Consider the following 18,802-nt stretch of genomic DNA (forward strand, 5'->3'; position numbering starts at 1 on the left):
CGGATTTATCAGGCCTGACGCAAATTCTGCGCCGCCCTGACCATGTTCGCGAGTGCCGCGCGGGTCTCCGGCCAGCCGCGGGTTTTCAGTCCGCAGTCCGGGTTGACCCACAGGCGCTCAGCCGGGATCCGCTGGGCGGCTTTTTTCAGCAGGCTTTCAATCCACTCCACGCTCGGTACGTTCGGGGAGTGGATGTCGTAGACACCCGGCCCAATTTCGTTTGGATACTCGAACGCTTCGAAGGACTCCAGCAGTTCCATGTCTGAACGCGACGTTTCGATGGTGATCACGTCGGCATCCAGCGCGGCAATCGAATCCATAATGTCGTTAAATTCGCAGTAACACATGTGGGTGTGGATCTGCGTGTCGTCTTTCGCGACCGCGGCGTTGAGGCGGAAAGCCTCCACACCCCACTTCAGATAAGCATCCCAGTCACTGCGACGCAGCGGCAAACCTTCGCGTAGCGCCGGTTCATCAATCTGGATGATGCCGATACCCGCCGCTTCCAGATCGGCCACTTCATCACGCAGCGCGAGCGCAATCTGTTTGGCGATGGTTTCACGGGTCACATCTTCACGCGGGAAGGACCAGCAGAGGATCGTCACCGGGCCGGTCAGCATCCCTTTCACCGGTTTGTCGGTCAGGGACTGGGCGAATTTTGCCCACTCTACGGTGATCGCTTGCGGGCGGCTGACGTCACCAATCACCACCGGTGGCTTCACACAGCGGGAACCATAGCTCTGCACCCAACCGTTCTGCGTAAAGACGAAACCGTCCAGATGTTCGCCGAAGTATTCCACCATGTCGTTACGCTCGGCTTCACCGTGTACCAGCACGTCCAGACCTAAACGTTCCTGCTCAACAATCGCCTGTCTGATGTGCTCAGCGATGCCGGTGCGGTAGTGATTCGCATCGAGGTTGCCTTTTTTGAAATCCAGACGCAGGCCGCGGATCTCCGTCGTCTGCGGGAAGGAGCCGATGGTGGTGGTTGGCCACGCTGGCAGGTTGAAGCGGGCACGCTGGGCTTCGGCACGCACCTCATAGGGGCTCTGACGCTGGCTGTCCTGCGCGGTAATGGCCGCCAGACGTTTTTCGACCGCCGGGTTGTGGACGCGTGCCGAATGACGACGCGCCTGAATGGGGGCGCTCCAGTCGGTAATGGCCGTGGTGTCACCGCTATTTAACGCATCACGCAGCAGCGCCAGCTCTTCACATTTTTGCAGCGCAAAGGCAAACCAGCTCTTCACCTCGGGATCAAGGCGGGTTTCCACACTCAGATCGATTGGGCTGTGCAGCAGAGAGCAGGAGGAGGCCACCCAGAGCTCACGTTTGCCGACGATATCTTTAATCTGTGCATATTTCTCGGTCAGATCGGCGCGCCAGACGTTACGGCCATTCACCAGTCCGGCCGAAAGCAACCACTCTTCAGGCAGACGTTTGTGCAGTTCGGCCACGTCATCTTTGCCGTGGACCAGGTCAACATGAAGACCCTGAACCGGCAGCGCAGTAATGGTACTCAGGTTCGGCGTCACGCCTTCAAAATAGGTGGTCAGCAATAGCTTCACCTGACCAGTAAGGGCATCGTAAGCGGGTTTAAACGCTTTCAGCCACGCCTGCGGCAGCTCCAGCACCAGCGCAGGCTCATCGATTTGCACCCACTGAATTCCGCGTTTACCCAGTTCAATCAGCACCTGTTTGTAGACCGGCAGAATATCGTTCAGCAGGCTGAGACGGTCAAACTGCTCGCCTTTCACTTTACCCAGCCACAAATACGTTACCGGCCCCAGCAGTATCGGTTTCACCTGGTGGCCCAGCGCCAGCGCTTCATCGACTTCGTCGAGCAACTGGGTCCAGCTCAGTTTGAACTGCTGGTCTTTCACAAATTCCGGCACCATATAGTGATAGTTGGTGTTGAACCACTTGGTCATTTCCGCCGCTGCCGCAGGCTCTCCCGTTGGCGCACGACCACGGCCAATGCGGAACAGGGTGTCGATATCTACCGATCCATCTTTGTTCTGATGACGAGCCGGCACGTTGCCAAGCAGCAGGCTGGTGGTCAGAACATGGTCGTACCAGGCGAAATCGCCCACGGGCAGCAGGTCAATGCCCGCCTGCTTTTGCTGTTCCCAGTGGCGCGCACGCAGTTCGCGGCCCACTGCCAGCAATTCTTCACGGCCAGAGGTACCTGCCCAGTAACTTTCCTGCGCTTTTTTCAGCTCGCGGCGAAGGCCAACGCGAGGGAAACCGAGAGTGTGATTGCGAATTGTCATGGTGTGTCCCCTGTGAATTTTTCGTATTTAGCCATCCAGATGTTTACACATCCATAATTGGCAGTTACTGTATATTCCTCAAGCGCAAAATGTTCATGGCGAAGTGAAGGACTTTCATGATCGAGATTAAACACCTGAAAACGCTACAAGCGTTGCGAAATTGCGGTTCTCTCGCGGCGGCGGCAGCCACGCTGCACCAGACCCAGTCCGCCCTTTCTCACCAGTTCAGCGATCTGGAACAACGCCTCGGCTTTCGTCTTTTTGTGCGTAAGAGCCAGCCGCTACGCTTTACGCCTCAGGGCGAGATCCTGCTGCAGCTGGCTAATCAGGTGCTGCCGCAAATAGCCAGCGCGCTGCAGTCCTGTAACGAGCCGCAGCAAACCAGGCTGCGTATCGCCATTGAGTGTCACAGCTGTATTCAATGGCTGACACCCGCGCTTGAGAACTTCCGCCAGAGGTGGCCGCAGGTGGAGATGGATTTCAAATCCGGCGTGACGTTCGACCCGCAGCCGTCGCTCCAGCAGGGCGAACTGGATCTGGTGATGACCTCAGACATTCTGCCCCGCAGCGGCCTGCACTATTCGCCAATGTTTGATTATGAGGTACGTCTGGTGCTGGCTCCGGATCATCCGCTGGCCAGTAAAACACGTATCACCCCGGAAGATTTAGCCAGTGAAACGCTGCTGATTTACCCGGTACAGCGCAGCCGGCTGGATATCTGGCGTCATTTCCTGCAGCCGGCCGGCATTAGCCCGCAGCTCAAAAGCGTGGATAACACCCTGCTGTTAATTCAGATGGTTGCCGCCAGAATGGGCATCGCGGCGCTGCCACACTGGGTTGTGGAGAGTTTTGAACGACAGGGTCTGGTTGTCACTAAAACCCTGGGTGAGGGACTATGGAGCCGGCTGTACGCCGCCGTGCGCGATGGCGAGCAGCGTCAGCCGATTACGGAAGCGTTTATTCGCTCTGCGCGGAACCACGCGTGCGATCATCTTCCGTTTGTGCGGAGCGCGGAGCGACCCAACGGCGATGGACCCACAGCGAAGCCAGAATCACTGCTCCCCCAATAAGGAAGCTCGGCCAGTGAGGCTGCTGCTGCCAGATGGCAAGGTTCACCAGCAGCCCTGCAGGCACATGCACGTTGTTCATGATCCCCAGCGTACCGGCGTCTACCTGCGTAGCGCCGTAGTTCCACATGAAGTACCCCAGCCCCGATGCCACCACGCCCAGCCAGACCAGAACGCCCCACTGCAGGGTTGTCGTCGGGAGCTTTTGCGGGTTGCCGAGCATAAACCATGCCGCCACCGCGACGATAGCTGCCCCCATATAGAACCAGGCGAACGCGTTATGCTGTGGCATCGGACGGGTTTCCATCAGGCGCTTGTACCCGACCATGCCGATGGCAAAGCTGAGGTTCGCCAGCTGCACGAACATCAGCCCGGTCCAGAAGTGGTCGCTCACTTTGTCGTAGCGAATAATCGCCGCCCCGATCACCGCCAGCGCCGCGCTCAACAGATATCCCCAGCGCAAACGACGTTTGCTGAGCAGATCGTAAATCAGCGTGATATAGAGCGGCGTAAGCACGGTGAAAAGCAGAAATTCAGAGACAGACAGGTAGACGTAAGCCCGGAAGCTGAACAGGTACATGATGCCGAGCTGCATCGCCCCCACCAGCATGTACAGCAAAATGGTCTTCAGCGATTGCCCGCGTGTACGCAGGAAGGGCAGGAATACCAGCGCCGCCAGCCCCACGCGCATCAGCACCGAGAAGTAGCTGTCGACGTGCCCGGCGAGGTACTCGCCAATCAGGCTAAAAGAGAAGGCCCACAGGATAGTGGTAATAATGAGTAGCGCCACAATGCTTGTCTCTCAGAAAGAAGGACAGGCATTGTAGCGAACTCCTTAGTTGACAACTGAGCAATAAACAATCAAATGAAGATTATTCAAGGAACAGTTTGCGCAGGTATTTTGGTACTGCGTTGTCAGCGTTAGACCCAATCACTTCCAGTTCCGGGTGCAGGTCTTTCAGACGCTGGTGTGCATTCTGCATAATGCAGCCTTTGCCCGCCATAGAGAGCATCTCGGCGTCGTTCATGCCATCACCGAAGGCGATACAGTCTTTCAGTTCGAAGCCCAGACGTTTTGCTACGGCTTCCAGCGCGTGCCCTTTGGAAACACCCCCCGCCATAACTTCCAGACAGGTCAGGGTCGAGAAACTCACGTTGACGCGGTCACCCCAACGCGCATTAATCGCCTGTTCCAGCGGCAACAACGCTTCGTGGCTTTCGCAGGTAAAGAACACCTTGCTGATCCCTTCCGGCTCCAGCAGGCCTGGCTCGTACAGGGAATAGTTAAATACCGCTTCCTTGAAGAAACGCATTTCATCCGGGCGATGGCGATTCATGAACCAGTCGTCATCGCGATAAACGTTAGTGATAATGTCCGGGTTGTTATGCACTACGCCGAACAGATCGGCGGCAATGTCGCGATCCAGGTTATGCGTAAAGATCAGGTTGCCATCGGTATCGTGCACGCGCGCACCGTTGGAGGTGATCATGTACGATTTGATCTCAAGATTATCGCGGATCTGCCCCACGTCCACGTGGTGGCGGCCGGTGGCAAACACGAAGTTCACCCCGCGGGCGGTCAGAAGCTTTAAGGTCTCTTTCGCGTAAGGCGACAAGGTATGGTCGGGCGAAAGCAGCGTGCCATCTAAATCAGATGCAACAACCTGGTACATAGGGATTTCAACCTCTGGTGGTAAAACAACAATCAATTATGCCTGTCGAAAAATTCAACAATGGCGTTTAGCGCGACTGAGCGCATAGCGTCCTTTTCAAAAAGGATCTCATGGTACGCGCCGTTGATGACCAGCGGTTTACCCCCTTCGCAAGGGTGACCGGCGGCAGCGCGGAGTTCACAAAAGCGGTCATGCATGCGGTTATCCACCACACGCTCTTCTTCAGCCTGAATCAGAAGTGTCGGCGTATCATCTTTACCAACACCAGCAAGCACCTGTTCACCGGCAAGGATCCCTTCCCGCACCCAGTGATATGTCGGGCCACCGACGCGCAGGCGCGGTTCATCGGCATAAAAACGCAGGTTACGGCGATAACGCTGCCGGCTATGGGTCAATACGTTGAGGGCAAACGGCAGCGCGCGCCAGCGCCCTGTCCCGATGGCATACCCTTCACGAATGCGCTGATGGCCCTCAGCCCAGTCGAGAATATGGCGCACCATCCAGTCCGGAAAACGCATGACGATGCCATACATCGGCGCGGTGAGCGCAATGGCATCACACTGGTGGTCATAGCGCTGTAAAAACAGCGTCGAAATCGCCCCACCCATGGAGTGCGCCAGAATATAGCGCTTACGCCACGGGCCCGGCTGAACCTCCTGCTGCCAGAAGGCGGCAAGATCGTCGACATAATCGCTGAAGTTATCCACATGACCGCGATGCGTGTCCGACAATAAGCGGCCAGAAAGCCCCTGCCCGCGATGGTCGATAATCAACACATCGAAGCCCAGATGGAACAGGTCATAGGCCAGTTCAGCGTATTTGATGTAGCTCTCGATACGTCCCGGACAGACCACGATCACCCGATCGTTTTTCTCATCATGGAAACGCACAAAGCGTACCGGAACATCGCCAACACCCGTAAACTCATCTTCCTCACGCTGACGCCAGAAATCGGTCAGCGGCCCCATAGAGAAAGCAGCAAATGCGTTTTCTCGTGTTTCCCAGTCCTTTTTCTGCTGAAACATCGGGTTTCCACCCCCGTAAGCCAAGGAATATCGTTTTTTCGTCACCGGTCACAAAATGACGTAACAATAGCGTATTGTGGCATAAAAACAGACAATTCGGGAGTTTCAAATGACCTTCGAGTGGTGGTTCGCTTATCTGCTGACATCCATCATCCTTAGCCTTTCCCCAGGTTCAGGCGCCATTAACACCATGACCACCTCCATCAACCACGGCTATCGCGGTGCCGCGGCATCCATTGCCGGTTTGCAGACCGGTCTGGGCATTCATATCGTGCTGGTGGGCATTGGTCTGGGTACGCTGTTCTCCCGCTCGGTACTGGCCTTTGATGTGCTGAAATGGGCCGGTGCCGCGTACCTGATTTGGCTCGGTATTCAGCAGTGGCGTGCAGCAGGCTCAATTGATCTTAATACGCTCGCCCAGACGCAAACACGCGGACGCCTGTTTAAACGCGCGGTGTTTGTGAACCTGACCAACCCGAAAAGTATTGTTTTCCTCGCCGCGCTGTTCCCGCAGTTTATCGTCCCGCATCAGCCACAGGTCATGCAGTACGTGGTGCTGGGTGCGACCACCATTGTTGTCGATATCATCGTGATGATTGGTTACGCGACGCTGGCGCAGCGGATTGCGGTGTGGATTAAAGGGCCTAAGCAGATGAAGGCCCTGAACAAAGTCTTTGGTTCGCTGTTTATGCTGGTAGGCGCGCTGCTTGCGTCAGCGCGTCATGCTTAGCGAGAAATGATGAGATGAATGCCAAAGCCGGCGAACAACGCGCCGGCGAAGCCGTCAATCCACTTCGCAATACGCTGGTAACCGCGGCGCATCGCCGGTAAGGCAAACAGGCTGGCAACCACGGTAAACCACGCAAAAGTTTCCACCACGATCAGCAGGAAAATGCCCCAACGCGCACCCGCCCCCACGTTGTCACCCACAAACAGGGAGAACACGGAGCCGAAATAGATAATCGCTTTTGGGTTCGCCAGGTTGGTGAGCAGCCCTTTAATAAAACTCCGGCCGCCCGTTGCCAGCTCAACTTTCGGTTCTTCCGGCTTTTTCTCTTCTTTCTTCAACGCCCCGCGCAGCATCTGGTAGCCCATCCAGCAAAGGTAAAGCCCCCCGCCAACCATGATGATGTTGTGCAACCAGGCCATCTTCGCCAGAATCAGGTTCAGACCAAGCAGCGCCACGGCCGCCCAGACCATAACGCCCATGGTGATACCCAGCACCCCCATCATCGCTTCTTTGCGGGAGCGGCTGACGGCGGTTTGTGACACGAAGAAAAAGTCAGGGCCCGGGCTCATGAGCGCAACGATGTGCACTAACGCCACGGTAAGAAATAGCATTAACATAATTAACTCGCAGGGAAATAATTAAGTGAGTCACCATCCTGACATTTTTTAGGCTGGCTGACTACTCCTCATCGTCACCGTCGACATGAGCACGGATAAGCGCCATAAACTCTTTGCCAAAGCGTTCCAGCTTGCGCGTACCAACACCGTTGACGCTGAGCATTTCGCTGGCGCTGAGCGGCGTCTGCTCTGCCATCTCGATAAGCGTCGCATCGTTGAAGACCACGTAGGGCGGAATGTTCTCTTCATCAGCAATGGCTTTACGCAGCTTGCGCAGTTTGGCAAACAGCTTGCGGTCGTAATTGCCGCCGTACGATTTTTGCATCACCCGCGGCTTCAGGGCGACAACGCGCGGAACCGCGAGCTTCAGTTCGATATCCCCGCGCAGCACCGGACGTGCCGCTTCGGTAAGCTGAAGCGCGGAGTGTTGGGCAATGTTTTGCGTGGCAAAGCCCAGGTGAATCAGCTGACGGATGATGCTCACCCAGTGCTCGTGACTCTGGTCTTTGCCGATACCGTAGACGGGCAGCTTATCGTGTCCCATGTCGCGGATACGCTGGTTATTCGCCCCACGCAACACTTCCACCACGTAGCCCATGCCGAAGCGCTGGTTCACACGATAGATGGTCGAGAGCGCTTTGCGCGCATCCATCAGGCCATCGTATTGCTTTGGTGGGTCAAGACAGATATCGCAGTTGCCGCACGGCTCCTGACGCCCCTCACCAAAGTAGTTGAGCAACACCAGACGGCGGCAGGTTTGCGCTTCGGCAAACGCGCCCATCGCGTTGAGCTTGTGGCGTTCGATATCCTGCAGTTGGCCCTGCGGTTTCTCTTCCAGACAACGGCGCAGCCACGCCATGTCGGCCGGATCGTAAAACAGCATGGCTTCTGCAGGCAGTCCATCACGCCCGGCGCGGCCAGTTTCCTGGTAGTACGATTCGATATTGCGCGGAATGTCGAAGTGTACGACGAAGCGCACGTTCGGCTTGTTGATCCCCATTCCGAACGCCACCGTCGCCACCACAATCTGCAGGTCATCGCGCTGGAATTTCTCCTGCACATCGGCGCGAACCGCGTTTTCCAGCCCGGCATGGTAGGCGGCGGCGCTAAAACCACGGTTCTGCAGGCGCGCGGCCGTGTCTTCCACCTTCGCGCGGCTGTTGCAGTAGATGATGCCGGACTTCCCGCGCTGCTCCTGTACGTAGCGCAGAAGCTGATCCAGCGGCTTGAATTTTTCCATCAGCATGTAGCGGATGTTCGGGCGGTCGAAGCTGCTGACCTGAATCAGCGGATCGTTCAGCCCCAGCAGCCGGACGATATCCTGACGCGTGGTGTCATCTGCCGTCGCGGTGAGCGCCATAAATGGCAGTTCGGGAAAACGCTGACGGAGCTGGCCGAGCGCCGCATATTCCGGGCGGAAATCATGTCCCCACTGGGAGATACAGTGGGCTTCATCCACCGCCAGCAGGACCGGATTCCAGTGCGACAGATGATCGAGGAAGTTATCCAGCATCAGACGTTCCGGCGCGATATACAGCAGGCGAACCTGCCCGGTACGGCAACCGGCCATGACCTCTTGCTGCTGCTCGCGGGTCTGGCTGGAGTTAAGGCAGGCCGCCGCCACGCCGTTGGCAAGGAGCTGATCGACCTGATCTTTCATCAGGGAAATAAGAGGCGATACCACGACCGTCAGGCCGTTGAGCACCAGCGCGGGCACCTGATAGCAGAGGGATTTACCGCCGCCGGTAGGCATGACCACCAGACAATCGCGGCCTTCCAGCACGGTTTCAATGATGGTTTCCTGGCCAGGGCGGAACTGCTGGTAGCCAAAGGTTTCATGCAAAACCTGTTTAGCCAGCGATTCCTGATTCAATACTTCCGCCTGCGCCACGTTAACCCCATTTGCCAGAAATAAAACAGGCGCTATTTTCAGCGCCTGAGAGAGAAACTTCAACGTTTAACGAAAAAACATTCGAGCTGCCTAGAAAATATCGTTCAGCATCACGCCCACACCTACACGGGTCTGGTTGAAGTTGTAATCGATAAGCGACTCGCCGTAACCGCTGTAAACCTGAGTATAGAGGCGAACGTGCTTGCTCACCGGATAACTGAGGCCCAGTTCCGCGCCACCGTAACCGGTGTTCCAGTTGTACTGGCCTTTGGCGCTCAGCACCGCGTCACCCAACTGATAGCCGATTTTGAGCTGATAGTAACCCATATATTTGGTGATATCCGGGTTGTCGTCGGTATCGCCCACCACAAACCACGGCTTCACTTCAGCCATCCAGTTGCCGTTTTGCGCCATCAGTCGCGTATAGGCACGGTTCCAGCTGCGCGAGGTAGGGTCGGAGCGTCCGTTTGAATCGTGGTTAAAGCCCACCTCAATGTCACGCAGCGTCCAGCCCGCGAATTCATAATCGGTCGCAAAACCGAGGAACAGCTGCGGCTCATAGTTGGTTTCACGGAACGGTGAAGATTCGCCACTGTTGGAAAGCTGCCACCAGGATTTCTGCGTGTAAGAGGCGCCGAGCACCGAATTCGGTCCCAGAATGCCGCGCCAGAACGGGAACGCGAGACTTAACTGGAACTTCACTTCGTCTTTACGCGCATTATCGGACCAGTTATAGGAGCTTATCGCCTCTTTGTTGAGATCGCTGGTCTGCGTGTATATCACGTAGTTGGTGTCATACGGATACAGCGTGAACGGATTATCATGTTCCTGAAGAAGGTTCGCGATAATGCTGCCCTGCACGGCAGGTTGATCGTGAACTTCTTTAATCGTCGCTTCCTGGGCATATGCTGTGAGGGGCAGCGCAACTGCCGCCAGTAACCAGGCCAGATACGTCCGCATCGGTGGTGTTCTCCTGCAAAGAGTTAATTAGTTGAATTGTTATGTGGCGGATATTCTACATACTTCTGCGACAACTGCTGCATCCTCGTTTCTGAAAGTGGAATTCCTTATTGCTGAAGCATAAAATCAACATTTTATTAACAATAAGGATGTGATGCCTCATGTCAGCCATGCTTACCGCCGAAGAAGCGTTAAAACTCGTGGGCGAGATTTTTGTTTACCATATGCCGTTTAACCGTGCACTGGGTCTGGAGCTCGAGCGCTACGAGAAAGCGTTTGCCCAGCTCAGCTTCAACAACCAGCCGATGATGGTAGGCAACTGGGCGCAGAGTATTTTGCACGGCGGGGTGATTGCCTCAGCGCTGGATGTGGCGGCGGGCCTGGTCTGTGTGGGCAGTACGCTGACGCGCCATGACACCATCAATGAAGACGAGTTGCGCCAGCGTTTGTCGCGTATGGGCACCATCGATTTACGCGTCGATTACCTGCGTCCCGGGCGCGGAAACCGTTTTACCGCCACCAGCAGCCTGCTGCGCGCGGGGAATAAGGTTGCCGTCGCCCGCGTTGAATTGCATAACGAAGAGCAGGTCTATATCGCCAGCGCAACTGCCACTTATATGGTGGGTTGAAACCCTAAAATCGGGTAAAATTAATTCACTTTTTTGTAACGGATTATCCCGATGGATGCTAAACAAACGCGGCAGGGCGTACTACTCGCCCTTGCCGCTTATTTTATTTGGGGTATCGCACCGGCGTACTTCAAGTTTATCGCTTACGTACCCGCTGACGAGATCCTCACACACCGTGTGATTTGGTCGTTTTTCTTTATGATCGCGCTGATGAGCGTCAGCCGTCAGTGGTCTGGCGTCAAAACGCTGCTGAAAACGCCGAAAAAGGTGTTCCTGCTGGCCCTCTCAGCCGTGCTGATAGGCGGCAACTGGCTGCTCTTTATCTGGGCAGTCAATAACCATCACATGCTCGAAGCGAGCCTGGGCTATTTTATTAATCCCCTGGTCAACATTGTTCTGGGCATGATTTTCCTGGGCGAGCGCTTCCGTCGCATGCAGTGGCTGGCGGTCATCCTCGCTTTTTGCGGCGTGCTGGTCCAACTGTGGACCTTCGGTTCGCTGCCCGTGATCGCTCTGGGCCTGGCGTTCAGCTTTGCGTTTTACGGGCTGGTCCGGAAGAAAATAGCCGTTGAAGCGCAGACCGGGATGCTGTTTGAAACCCTGTGGCTATTGCCGGTCGCGGCGATTTACCTGTTTGGTATTGCCGACAGCGCAACCAGCCATATGGGCAGTAACCCGTTGTCGTTGAATTTGATGCTGATGGCGGCCGGTGTGGTAACCACCATTCCTCTGCTGTGCTTCACCGGTGCCGCAACGCGCCTGCGTCTCTCCACGCTGGGCTTCTTTCAGTACATCGGTCCGACGCTGATGTTCCTGCTGGCAGTGGTGTTTTACGGCGAAGTACCGGGCGCAGATAAGATGGTGACGTTTGCCTTTATCTGGGTGGCGCTGGCGATTTTTGTTGCAGACGCCCTTTATACCCAGCGCAGAACGCGCAAAGGATTGTAAGCGGTAATGAGGCGGGCAGGCACAATGCCACCCGCCTGATGTTTACAGCCAGTTACGGCGCTTGAAGTAGAGGTACGGCGCCAGCCCGGCGAGGATCATAAAGATAATCGCGCCAGGGTAGCCAAAGCTCCACTTAAGCTCCGGCATAAACTCAAAGTTCATCCCGTAGCTCGAGGCCACCAGCGTCGGTGGCAGGAAGACCACCGAGACCACCGAGAAGATCTTGATGATGCGGTTCTGCTCGATATTGATAAAGCCCATCGCCGCCTGCATCAGGAAGTTGACCTTCTGGAACAACGATTCATTGTGCGGCAGCAGGGATTCGATATCGCGCAGGATCTCACGCGCCTGCTCCAGCTGACCGCCCGGCAGACGCGCCTTACGCACCAGGAAGTTCAGCGCGCGCTGGGTATCCATCAGACACAAACGCACCTTCCAGCCGATATCTTCCAGCTCTGCCAGCGTCGAGAGCGCTTCGTCGTATTCATCGCCCTGATGACCTTCCATGATGACGCGGCTCAGCTTTTCCAGGTCGCTGTAGATGTTTTCAATTTCATCCGCCAGCTGTTCGATTTTGGTTTCAAACAGGTCCAGCAGCAGTTCGTAGGCATTACCGTCGACCATCGCCTGGCTACGGGCGCGCATGCGGTAGAGACGAAACGCGGGCAGCTCACGTTCGCGCAGGGTAAACAGGCGACCGTCACGAATGGTAAACGCCACGGTGGAGTTACCTGCGTGATCGTCGGCGTCTTCAAAGAAGAAGAAGGAGTGAATATGCAGACCGTCTTCATCTTCAAAAAAACGAGCAGATGCTTCGATGTCTTCCAGTTCCGGGCGGGTTGCCAGGCTTTGCCCCAGCTCAGATTGTACGCGAAGGCGCTCATCGTCGTCCGGCTCGACCAGATCCACCCATACGGCATCAATGAGGGGCTGTGACTCTTCGGCTTCAAGCCGAGTCAGTCGGTTATTTTCGAGTTGAAATGCGCTCAACATGACCGGGACTCCCAATGCAAAAAATATCGGACAGTTCGGTGGGCACACAGAAACAAATTGGGTTTCAGACCATTAAACAGCCTGACTCAGCGCGACGGGAATAATGCAGGTCGCTGACAACCACTAAGGCCATCAGCAAGAGGAGATAGCCTTAGGAGTTGTTCCTGGATGACAGGGAATTGAGCCAGTATCTACTGGGTGTGTCCAAGGCGAATGTCCTCTTAGCGTAATCGTGCGCGCATGTTACGCCAGCAGTAATAGTGGCGTCAACACGCAACGGAACGCTGAAGGGCATTAATTGACCTTCAACGTATAAGGCTAGCAGATTATTACAAAATAATGATATTTTTCTGAAAGTTACACAGTTTCCAGCCTGGCGTAGGCTGCCACCAGCCATTTGATACCTTGCCCCTGGAACGCCACCTGCAGGCGGCTGTGCTCGCCGCTACCTTCCAGATTGACGATGGTGCCTTCACCAAACTTAGCATGACGCACGCGCTGACCCAGCTTGTAGCCGGTGTCCGTTTCAGCAATCGGCGAGCCCATACGCTGATGGCTGACCGGGCGGCTGATACTGGCGCGCAGGCGTACCTCTTCCACGCACTCTTCCGGCAGTTCGCCGATAAAGCGCGACGGACGGTGATACACCTCTTTACCGTACAGGCGTCGGGTTTCGGCATAGGTCAGCGTCAGCTTTTGCATCGCGCGCGTCACGCCAACATAGGCCAGACGACGCTCCTCCTCCAGACGTCCACCTTCATCCAGCGACATCTGGCTCGGGAACATCCCCTCTTCCATCCCGACGATAAACACCTGCGGGAACTCCAGACCTTTGGCGGAGTGCAGGGTCATAAGTTGAACCGCATCCTGCCAGGTGTCTGCCTGCCCTTCGCCCGCTTCCAGCGCCGCGTGGGAGAGGAACGCCTGCAGCGGCATCAAATCTTCGTCTTCTTCGTTGTAGCTGAACTGGCGCGTTGCCGTCACCAGTTCCTCTAAGTTCTCAATACGGGTCTGGCCCTTTTCGCCTTTCTCCTGCTCATACATGGTGCGCAGGCCGGAGTCTTTAATCACCCGGTCAGTCTGTACGTGCAGAGGCATATCGGCCGTTTCCTGTGCCAGGGCATCAATCAGCTCCAGGAAGCGTTGTAAGGCGCTGGCTGCACGTCCGGCGAGCGCTTTCTCCTGCAACAGCTCGCGGCACGCCTGCCAGAGTGTCAGCTGGCGATCGCGGGAGGCCTGACGCACCACATCCAGGGTACGGTCACCGATGCCGCGAGTTGGGGTGTTCACCACGCGCTCAAACGCCGCATCGTCATTACGGTTTGCGATCAGACGCAGATACGAGAGCGCGTCTTTGATCTCCTGACGTTCAAAGAAGCGCATGCCACCGTAAATGCGGTACGGCATACTCACCTGCAGCAACGCCTCTTCCAGCACGCGCGACTGGGCGTTGCTGCGATAGAGAATGGCACACTGCTCCAGCGCGCCGCCGTTGTCCTGCCAGGTTTTAATACGGTTCACCACAAAGCGCGCTTCATCAAGTTCGTTGAATGCGCAGTAGATAGAGATCGGTTCACCGTCAACGCCATCGGTCCACAGCTTTTTACCCAGACGCCCGTTGTTGTTCTCAATCAGGGCGTTGGCGGCGCTCAGAATGTTGCTGGTCGAACGGTAGTTCTGCTCCAGACGGATGGTCTGAGCACCGGGGAAATCATTGAGGAAGCGCTGAATGTTTTCCACCTGCGCCCCACGCCAGCCATAGATGGACTGATCGTCATCACCGACGATCATCACCTTGCCGGTATCACCGGCCAGCAGGCGGATCCATGCATACTGGATGTTGTTGGTATCCTGGAATTCGTCCACCAGAATATTGGTGAAGCGTTCACGATAGTGCTGCAGGATATGCGGTTTGTTGAGCCACAGCTCATGCGCACGCAGCAGCAGCTCAGCAAAGTCCACCAGACCTGCGCGATCGCACGCCTCCTGATAGGCTTTATAAACGTTCTGCCAGGTTTGCTCGACCGGGTTGCCGAAGCTCTGAATATGGTACGGACGCAGCCCTTCGTCTTTCTGGCCGTTGATGTACCACATTGCCTGACGCGGCGGCCACTGCTTCTCGTCGAGATTCATCGCCTTAATAAGACGCTTCAGCAGACGCAGCTGATCTTCGCTGTCGAGGATCTGGAAATCCTGCGGCAGGTTAGCGTCCATGTGGTGGGCCCGCAGCAGGCGATGCGCCAGACCGTGGAAAGTACCCACCCACATGCCGCCCTGGCTGGTGCCCATCAGCTGTGCGATTCGGTGGCGCATCTCTGCCGCCGCCTTGTTGGTAAACGTCACCGCCATAATGGAATACGGTGAGCAGTTTTCCACGCTCTGCAGCCACGCAATGCGGTGTACCAGCACGCGTGTCTTACCACTGCCCGCCCCAGCCAGCACCAGCATGTTGGTGCGCGAAGCGGCAACCGCGTCACGCTGTTTGTCATTAAGGCTGTCGAGCAGGTAAGAAACGTCCATTGGCACCGTCACGTAATGTCAGGCAGGCGAATGTGATTCCTTCGCCAAAACCCTGTTAATTTATACAGAACAATTGATGATTATATCAGCGTCGTGAGGGATGCCAACCGTGAAATTTCCACGTGCGGCACAAGACGGCTGTCCGGCGTTGTCATCAGGTCAGCGTTTTCCGGCTTGATCCAGCAGGCCTGCATGCCGCAGCGGATCGCCCCGGCCACGTCCGTGGTCAGGTCATCACCCACATGCAACATTTCGCCGAGCGGCAGGTTCAGTTTTTCCGCCGCCAGGTGATACATATCGTTAAACGGTTTCGAGCGCCCGTGCGGGCCCGCGCGCAGCACAAACTCAAAATAATCGCCAAGACCAAACAGCTCAGGCTGGGCATTGCCATTGGTAATCGCCACCAGCGGCCACTTCTCTGCCAGCGCGGCCAGCGTATCGTGGGTCTCCTGTGGCACATCAATACGGCTGCGCCATTTGGCGAAGTTTTCCATGGACGCTTCAGCCCCTATCGCCGCATCACGCGCGCTCATGCCAACATTCAGCATCGCCTGTTCAACCGCACGTCGACGCCATTCGGTCACGTCATGGTAAATGTCCGGCTCGGTCTCCCGCAGGGTCTGACGCAGCTGCTGGAAGTCCTTGTTCTGCATCGTCTTCAGCGCCGGGTGATAGTTCTGCACAAACGTCAGCGACTCCTGCTCGGTACGCAGGATCACCTGGCGGTTATCATAAAGGGTGTCATCAAGGTCAAAGGTAAGGGCTGATATCTGACCCAGTGGGCGGTAAAAACGCATTATTTCCCCCGTTTGGCGCGTGGATGCGCCGCGTCATACACCGAGGCAAGGTGCTGGAAGTCTAAGTGGGTATAAATCTGGGTGGTGGACAAATTCGCGTGGCCGAGCAGTTCCTGCACGCCGCGCAGATCGCCGCTTGATTCAAGCATGTGGGTCGCAAAAGAGTGTCGCAGCTTGTGCGGGTGAACATGGCTGTTCAGCCCCTGTTTAATGCCCCACTCCGCAAAACGCTTCTGCACGTTACGCGCCGAGATCCGCTTGCCGAGTTTCGACAGGAACAGCGCATCTTCTTCCGCGCCAAACAGCCCGCGCAAGTCAAGCCAGTGCTCAATCCAGGCGACAGCGTTGCGACCAATCGGCAGGCGGCGCTCTTTGCTGCCCTTGCCCATCACCCACACTTCGCCGGTATCCAGATCGAGATGTTTTATATCGAGGTTGACCAGTTCTGACAGACGCAGTCCGGCACCGTACATCACCTCCAGCATCGCGCGGTCACGCACCGCCAGCGGATCGTTAAGATCGATATCCAGCAGGCGATTGACATCATCGACGTCGATATTTTTAGGCAGATGACGCGGTGCTTTTGGCGTGGCAATGCCTTTCGCCGGGTTGGCTTTAAGGCTGCCCTGGCTCACCAGCCAGTCGAAGAAACTGCGCAGGGCAGAGAGCCTGAGCGCCAGACTCGCCGGGCCTAACCCTTTCCTGCGGCTACGCACGACGACGCCACGAACCGTCGCAGCGTCACATTGTTGCCAGCTTTTCAGGCCGATTTCATCGGCAATCTGCATGATGGCATCAAGCTGACGCTGATAGTTCAGCAGCGTTATGGGGCTAAGCTGACGTTCAACCCCCAGGTAGCGCAGAAATCGCGTGACGTCAGTGGCAAGAAGTCCGTCCGTCATACGCGCTCAATCCAGCGCTCCAGCAGCTCAGGCAGCATCAGGGCGATCTCCTGCAACAGGTGCGTACCTTGCCCCTGCTCATAGTGATGCGCGTCGCGACTGGTAAATAACATCACGCCTAAGTCGCCATCGCGCCCCATCAGTGACATGGCCACCGAGCCAATCGCTTTGGCTTCTGGCAATACCACCAGCAATTCTGGTCCGTTCAGCGGCCCCAGATAATGATGTTGATGACCCAGGCGCTGAATACGTAGCGGCTCAAACGCCTGACGGCTCAGCGCCAGATGGGTGAAACCAGACGGTGCACCAATGCGCCAGCGGTCGGGGAAGAGACGAAGGGTTGCGCCTGCAAGCCCCAGTTCTCGCGCCCAGCGGTGGAAACGGCTGAGAAACTCGTCAAGGCTGTGGGCCGAGGCCAGACGCGCCTGCAGATGCAGCAGTCGATAGAACAGGCTTTCGTTATTGTTCGCCTGTTCCATGAGCAGCGTCATGTTCTCTTCAAGCTGATTGATGTGGTTGCGCGCGCGAGCCATGTGCCATTCGACCAGCGACACGGTCCCGCGCACCGGATGCGGCACGCGCATCTGTTCGACAAGACGTGCATTGCGAATAAAAAACGCGGGATTGTTCAGCAGATAATCAACAACAGCACTGTCGTCCAGTTCCGTCACCGTTTCCTGCAGTTCTTCCCCTGGTTGCTTCATAGATGGATAAACCCGTCATAGACATGTACCGCCGGGCCAGTCATAAACAGCGGATGACCCGGTCCTTTCCAGGCGATATCAAGACGACCGCCTGGTAACTCCACGCGAACCTCTTCTGCCAGTAACCCCTGAGCGATGCCGACGGCCACTGCCGCGCAGGCACCGCTTCCGCAGGCCTGGGTTTCGCCCGCGCCGCGTTCATACACCCGCAGACGGATGTGTTCACGCTTCACCACCTGCATAAAACCAATATTCGCGCGTTCCGGGAAGCGTTCATGGCTTTCCAGCACCGGGCCGAGGGTTTCAACGGCGGCGGTCTCCACATCATCAACCTGAATCACGCAGTGCGGGTTTCCCATCGAGACGACGCCACACAATACTGTCTGCTCGGCCGCACGCATAATATAGGTCTTTTCCGCTTTGTTTGCGCGAAACGGCACGGCGGAAGGTTCAAAGTTCGGCTCGCCCATATTCACGCGAACCAGATCGTCATCGGTGACGCTGAGCACCATGCGACCATTCGCGGTACTGACGCGGATATCGCGCTTGTTCGTCAGCCCTTTCAGGCGGACAAAGCGGGCAAAACAGCGCGCACCGTTGCCGCACTGGGAGACTTCACTGCCGTCAGCGTTAAAAATACGGTAGTGGAAATCGAGGTCAGGATCGTACGGCGGCTCAACCACCAGCAGCTGATCGAACCCCACGCCCAGATGCCGATCCGCCAGGCGGCGGATCAGTTCCGGGGAGAAAAAGACATTCTGCGTTACCGCGTCGACGACCATAAAATCGTTGCCAAGGCCATGCATCTTAGAGAACTGCATCATTCGCTCCATTGCGCGGGTACAGAACGTAATCGTCAGAGATTAACCTGAGTCGGACCACCATTATTGCCACGATCGTTCGTGTCTGGCGTGGAAGACTCAATACCGCTTTGCACAGGTTTCGTCGGCGGCGGCGCCGTTTTATCCGCTGGCGGGAAGTAAAGCGGTCCCTTCAGTCCACAGCCCGTCAGACTAAACAGCGTGATGAGAACGGCAAGCGTTCGGAAAACGTTTTTCATTATAAAGTTGCCCGTA

The 18,802-nt window shown here is 56.4% G+C and carries 19 protein-coding genes; 4 read left to right on the top strand and 15 right to left on the bottom strand.

Features of this window, described 5'->3' with window-relative positions; all coding sequences use genetic code 11:
• Positions 1-8 precede the first annotated feature (8 nt).
• Positions 9-2,270, bottom strand: coding sequence for a 5-methyltetrahydropteroyltriglutamate--homocysteine S-methyltransferase (gene metE / locus ACMVME_RS21950; RefSeq protein WP_068795462.1), 2,262 nt, complete (start codon positions 2,268-2,270; stop codon positions 9-11).
• Between the two features lie 116 nt (positions 2,271-2,386).
• On the opposite strand from metE, the gene metR reads away from it, so the two are divergent.
• Positions 2,387-3,340, top strand: a complete 954-nt coding sequence (gene metR / locus ACMVME_RS21955) for an HTH-type transcriptional regulator MetR (protein WP_014172120.1) — start codon at positions 2,387-2,389, stop codon at positions 3,338-3,340.
• Here the strand turns inward: metR and ACMVME_RS21960 are convergent.
• The 3 genes from ACMVME_RS21960 to pldB form a co-directional block, all read right to left on the bottom strand.
• Positions 3,228-4,127, bottom strand: a complete 900-nt coding sequence (locus ACMVME_RS21960; protein ID WP_020882877.1) for a carboxylate/amino acid/amine transporter — start codon at positions 4,125-4,127, stop codon at positions 3,228-3,230. The two genes, metR and ACMVME_RS21960, sit on opposite strands and share 113 nt — an antisense overlap.
• A gap of 82 nt (positions 4,128-4,209) precedes the next feature.
• Positions 4,210-5,010, bottom strand: coding sequence for a sugar/pyridoxal phosphate phosphatase YigL (yigL, locus tag ACMVME_RS21965; protein ID WP_020882878.1), 801 nt, complete (start codon positions 5,008-5,010; stop codon positions 4,210-4,212).
• 32 nt (positions 5,011-5,042) lie between these two features.
• Positions 5,043-6,035 (bottom strand): lysophospholipase L2, encoded by a 993-nt coding sequence (gene pldB, locus ACMVME_RS21970; protein WP_020882879.1) that lies wholly within the window; start codon positions 6,033-6,035, stop codon positions 5,043-5,045.
• A 109-nt stretch (positions 6,036-6,144) separates the two neighbouring features.
• Between pldB and rhtB the strand changes: the two genes are divergently transcribed.
• A complete protein-coding gene (rhtB, locus tag ACMVME_RS21975; RefSeq protein ID WP_032679213.1) occupies positions 6,145-6,765 on the top strand; it encodes a homoserine/homoserine lactone efflux protein in 621 nt (206 codons plus the stop codon).
• Here the strand turns inward: rhtB and rhtC are convergent.
• The 3 genes from rhtC to pldA form a co-directional block, all read right to left on the bottom strand.
• Positions 6,762-7,382 carry a threonine export protein RhtC gene (gene rhtC / locus ACMVME_RS21980; RefSeq protein ID WP_014172126.1) on the bottom strand — a complete coding sequence of 207 codons (621 nt, stop codon included), beginning with the start codon at positions 7,380-7,382 and terminating at the stop codon, positions 6,762-6,764. The genes rhtB and rhtC overlap by 4 nt on opposite strands.
• 61 nt (positions 7,383-7,443) lie before the next feature.
• On the bottom strand, positions 7,444-9,273 hold the full coding sequence (gene recQ, locus ACMVME_RS21985; RefSeq protein WP_025202782.1) for an ATP-dependent DNA helicase RecQ: 1,830 nt from the start codon (positions 9,271-9,273) through the stop codon (positions 7,444-7,446).
• A 90-nt stretch (positions 9,274-9,363) separates the two neighbouring features.
• Positions 9,364-10,233, bottom strand: coding sequence for a phospholipase A (gene pldA, locus ACMVME_RS21990; RefSeq protein WP_020882880.1), 870 nt, complete (start codon positions 10,231-10,233; stop codon positions 9,364-9,366).
• A 161-nt stretch (positions 10,234-10,394) separates the two neighbouring features.
• Here pldA and yigI point away from each other — a divergent pair, with 161 nt between their 5' ends.
• Together yigI and rarD are read left to right on the top strand one after the other, a co-directional pair.
• Complete coding sequence (yigI, locus tag ACMVME_RS21995; RefSeq protein WP_014172129.1) at positions 10,395-10,862, top strand: acyl-CoA thioesterase YigI; 468 nt, start codon at positions 10,395-10,397, stop codon at positions 10,860-10,862.
• A 51-nt stretch (positions 10,863-10,913) separates the two neighbouring features.
• Positions 10,914-11,810 carry an EamA family transporter RarD gene (rarD, locus tag ACMVME_RS22000; protein WP_014172130.1) on the top strand — a complete coding sequence of 299 codons (897 nt, stop codon included), beginning with the start codon at positions 10,914-10,916 and terminating at the stop codon, positions 11,808-11,810.
• A gap of 42 nt (positions 11,811-11,852) precedes the next feature.
• Here rarD and corA read toward each other — a convergent pair whose 3' ends face one another.
• The 8 genes from corA to lptM all read right to left on the bottom strand — a co-directional run bounded on the left by corA (position 11,853) and on the right by lptM (position 18,786).
• Positions 11,853-12,803, bottom strand: coding sequence for a magnesium/cobalt transporter CorA (corA, locus tag ACMVME_RS22005; protein ID WP_020882881.1), 951 nt, complete (start codon positions 12,801-12,803; stop codon positions 11,853-11,855).
• A gap of 151 nt (positions 12,804-12,954) precedes the next feature.
• Positions 12,955-13,011, bottom strand: a complete 57-nt coding sequence (ysgD, locus tag ACMVME_RS22010; protein WP_212743980.1) for a YsgD/CorL family protein — start codon at positions 13,009-13,011, stop codon at positions 12,955-12,957.
• 149 nt (positions 13,012-13,160) lie between these two features.
• Positions 13,161-15,323, bottom strand: a complete 2,163-nt coding sequence (gene uvrD / locus ACMVME_RS22015) for a DNA helicase II (RefSeq protein ID WP_148577061.1) — start codon at positions 15,321-15,323, stop codon at positions 13,161-13,163.
• Between the two features lie 80 nt (positions 15,324-15,403).
• A complete protein-coding gene (yigB, locus tag ACMVME_RS22020) occupies positions 15,404-16,120 on the bottom strand; it encodes a 5-amino-6-(5-phospho-D-ribitylamino)uracil phosphatase YigB (protein ID WP_047742263.1) in 717 nt (238 codons plus the stop codon).
• Positions 16,120-17,022: a tyrosine recombinase XerC gene (xerC, locus tag ACMVME_RS22025; RefSeq protein WP_068795459.1), complete on the bottom strand. Its 903-nt coding sequence runs from the start codon at positions 17,020-17,022 to the stop codon at positions 16,120-16,122. The genes yigB and xerC overlap by 1 nt, the downstream gene beginning before the upstream one ends.
• The gene (locus ACMVME_RS22030) at positions 17,019-17,726 is read right to left on the bottom strand and encodes a DUF484 domain-containing protein (protein ID WP_014172135.1); all 708 of its coding nucleotides are present in this window, start codon (positions 17,724-17,726) and stop codon (positions 17,019-17,021) included. Before ACMVME_RS22030 ends, xerC begins: the two co-directional genes overlap by 4 nt.
• The gene (dapF, locus tag ACMVME_RS22035) at positions 17,723-18,547 is read right to left on the bottom strand and encodes a diaminopimelate epimerase (protein WP_020882883.1); all 825 of its coding nucleotides are present in this window, start codon (positions 18,545-18,547) and stop codon (positions 17,723-17,725) included. Before dapF ends, ACMVME_RS22030 begins: the two co-directional genes overlap by 4 nt.
• Before the next feature lie 35 nt (positions 18,548-18,582).
• The gene (lptM, locus tag ACMVME_RS22040; RefSeq protein WP_025202779.1) at positions 18,583-18,786 is read right to left on the bottom strand and encodes an LPS translocon maturation chaperone LptM; all 204 of its coding nucleotides are present in this window, start codon (positions 18,784-18,786) and stop codon (positions 18,583-18,585) included.
• Positions 18,787-18,802: the final 16 nt, after the last annotated feature.

It is taken from the genome of Enterobacter cloacae complex sp. 2024EL-00711 (assembly GCF_047529885.1).
Classification (GTDB): Bacteria; Pseudomonadota; Gammaproteobacteria; order Enterobacterales; family Enterobacteriaceae; genus Enterobacter; species Enterobacter ludwigii.

What these genes read in the sequence shown, in the direction of transcription:
- metE (WP_068795462.1), bottom strand. Translation starts at nt 2,270, where the DNA reads ATGACAATTCGCAATCACACTCTCGGTTTCCCTCGCGTTGGCCTTCGC.
- metR (WP_014172120.1), top strand. Translation starts at nt 2,387, where the DNA reads ATGATCGAGATTAAACACCTGAAAACGCTACAAGCGTTGCGAAATTGC.
- yigL (WP_020882878.1), bottom strand. Translation starts at nt 5,010, where the DNA reads ATGTACCAGGTTGTTGCATCTGATTTAGATGGCACGCTGCTTTCGCCC.
- pldB (WP_020882879.1), bottom strand. Translation starts at nt 6,035, where the DNA reads ATGTTTCAGCAGAAAAAGGACTGGGAAACACGAGAAAACGCATTTGCT.
- rhtB (WP_032679213.1), top strand. Translation starts at nt 6,145, where the DNA reads ATGACCTTCGAGTGGTGGTTCGCTTATCTGCTGACATCCATCATCCTT.
- rhtC (WP_014172126.1), bottom strand. Translation starts at nt 7,382, where the DNA reads ATGTTAATGCTATTTCTTACCGTGGCGTTAGTGCACATCGTTGCGCTC.
- pldA (WP_020882880.1), bottom strand. Translation starts at nt 10,233, where the DNA reads ATGCGGACGTATCTGGCCTGGTTACTGGCGGCAGTTGCGCTGCCCCTC.
- yigI (WP_014172129.1), top strand. Translation starts at nt 10,395, where the DNA reads ATGTCAGCCATGCTTACCGCCGAAGAAGCGTTAAAACTCGTGGGCGAG.
- rarD (WP_014172130.1), top strand. Translation starts at nt 10,914, where the DNA reads ATGGATGCTAAACAAACGCGGCAGGGCGTACTACTCGCCCTTGCCGCT.
- corA (WP_020882881.1), bottom strand. Translation starts at nt 12,803, where the DNA reads ATGTTGAGCGCATTTCAACTCGAAAATAACCGACTGACTCGGCTTGAA.
- uvrD (WP_148577061.1), bottom strand. Translation starts at nt 15,323, where the DNA reads ATGGACGTTTCTTACCTGCTCGACAGCCTTAATGACAAACAGCGTGAC.
- yigB (WP_047742263.1), bottom strand. Translation starts at nt 16,120, where the DNA reads ATGCGTTTTTACCGCCCACTGGGTCAGATATCAGCCCTTACCTTTGAC.
- xerC (WP_068795459.1), bottom strand. Translation starts at nt 17,022, where the DNA reads ATGACGGACGGACTTCTTGCCACTGACGTCACGCGATTTCTGCGCTAC.
- ACMVME_RS22030 (WP_014172135.1), bottom strand. Translation starts at nt 17,726, where the DNA reads ATGAAGCAACCAGGGGAAGAACTGCAGGAAACGGTGACGGAACTGGAC.
- dapF (WP_020882883.1), bottom strand. Translation starts at nt 18,547, where the DNA reads ATGCAGTTCTCTAAGATGCATGGCCTTGGCAACGATTTTATGGTCGTC.
- lptM (WP_025202779.1), bottom strand. Translation starts at nt 18,786, where the DNA reads ATGAAAAACGTTTTCCGAACGCTTGCCGTTCTCATCACGCTGTTTAGT.